Origin of the sequence: Okeania sp. SIO2B9 (genome assembly GCF_010672505.1) — a bacterium.
Classification (GTDB): domain Bacteria; phylum Cyanobacteriota; class Cyanobacteriia; order Cyanobacteriales; family Microcoleaceae; genus Okeania; species Okeania hirsuta.
The window spans coordinates 1-1,106 of sequence record NZ_JAAHGK010001779.1; the positions used below are offsets into that span (position 1 = coordinate 1).

At 40.2% G+C, this 1,106-nt stretch carries 3 protein-coding genes; all 3 read right to left on the bottom strand.

Annotated elements, in window-relative coordinates:
* Positions 1-245: cupin (locus F6K13_RS34370; protein ID WP_287290118.1), on the bottom strand; the 245-nt coding region annotated here is incomplete at its 3' end.
* A gap of 14 nt (positions 246-259) precedes the next feature.
* Positions 260-757 (bottom strand): acetyl-CoA carboxylase biotin carboxyl carrier protein, encoded by a 498-nt coding sequence (accB, locus tag F6K13_RS34375; RefSeq protein ID WP_124145885.1) that lies wholly within the window; start codon positions 755-757, stop codon positions 260-262.
* A 161-nt stretch (positions 758-918) separates the two neighbouring features.
* The coding region (locus F6K13_RS34380) for a hypothetical protein (RefSeq protein ID WP_287290120.1) at positions 919-1,106 on the bottom strand (188 nt) is incomplete at its 5' end.

Sequence of the window (1,106 nt, forward strand, 5' to 3'; positions counted from 1 at the left end):
TCTTGTCCAGCATTAACTTCTAACTGACCGCCTTCATACTCAACACATAGTTTTCCTTGAAGTACCAGAGTAAATTCATCAAATTCTGGCCTTTGACCTGGTTCCATCCAGCCACTAGGAGAGCGCATTTGGGCAACGCTAATAGCATCTGTTTGGCTATTGACATGACCAATATATTCGTCAATTTGCTTCGGTTTGTTACCTACAGGTTCAATCCGAGTAGGCTTTTCAATCAATTGTGGCATGATTTTTATACACTTTAGTTGGGGTTAACTAACATTAAAGGCTGATTATATTCTACGGGTTGCCCATTTTCGATTAAAATTTCCACTATTTGTCCAGAGACCTCTGCTTCAATCTCATTCATAACTTTCATCGCTTCAATAATACAAACTGTTTGGCCAGAAGTAATTCGATCGCCCACTTCTATAAATGGTGGCTCATCAGGAGCAGGAGCGCGGTAAAAAGTGCCCACAACTGGAGATAAAATTTCTTCAAATTTGTTTGAGATCGTAGGAGGTGCTCCTGAAGTTATAGGAGCAGTTTTTATCGCTGTTGTATCTAATGAGGTAGTACCAGGAGAAACAAATTCAGAAGGGTCAGTCCCATCGGAAGAAGGTAATGAGAGGCGATCGTTAAATAAAGTTCCTTTTCGTACCGTTAATTCCAAATCTCCACTTTTTAAAGTCAACTCCGAAATATTAGTTTGGTCTATTGCTGTTAGTAGTTCCCGCAGTTGATGTAAATCTAATTGCACTGTTTTTATATCCTCACTTAATCGGCGTTCAACTCAATTAATACTTAATAAAAAGAAGAGTTTATTACTGTTTTAGTATAGATGTAGAAGCGTGAAATTCAAAGCCATAAATTTTTTTTACTTACAGAAGTGAGGTTGAGATTTAGGTTTTAGCATAATTACTACTTATTAATAAAAAAATGTAGCAGTTTAAAGAAAAAGTCAGCGGCAGAGATCGCAACACTGGCGGTGTAGGGATCAACCGGGAACAGCCACAATATCCCCACCGCAACCAGCGCCGGATGCATCACCAGCTTGGCAAAGCTGAGACAGCCTGCAACCGCGAGGCGCTCCGCCGATTTGCTCGCCA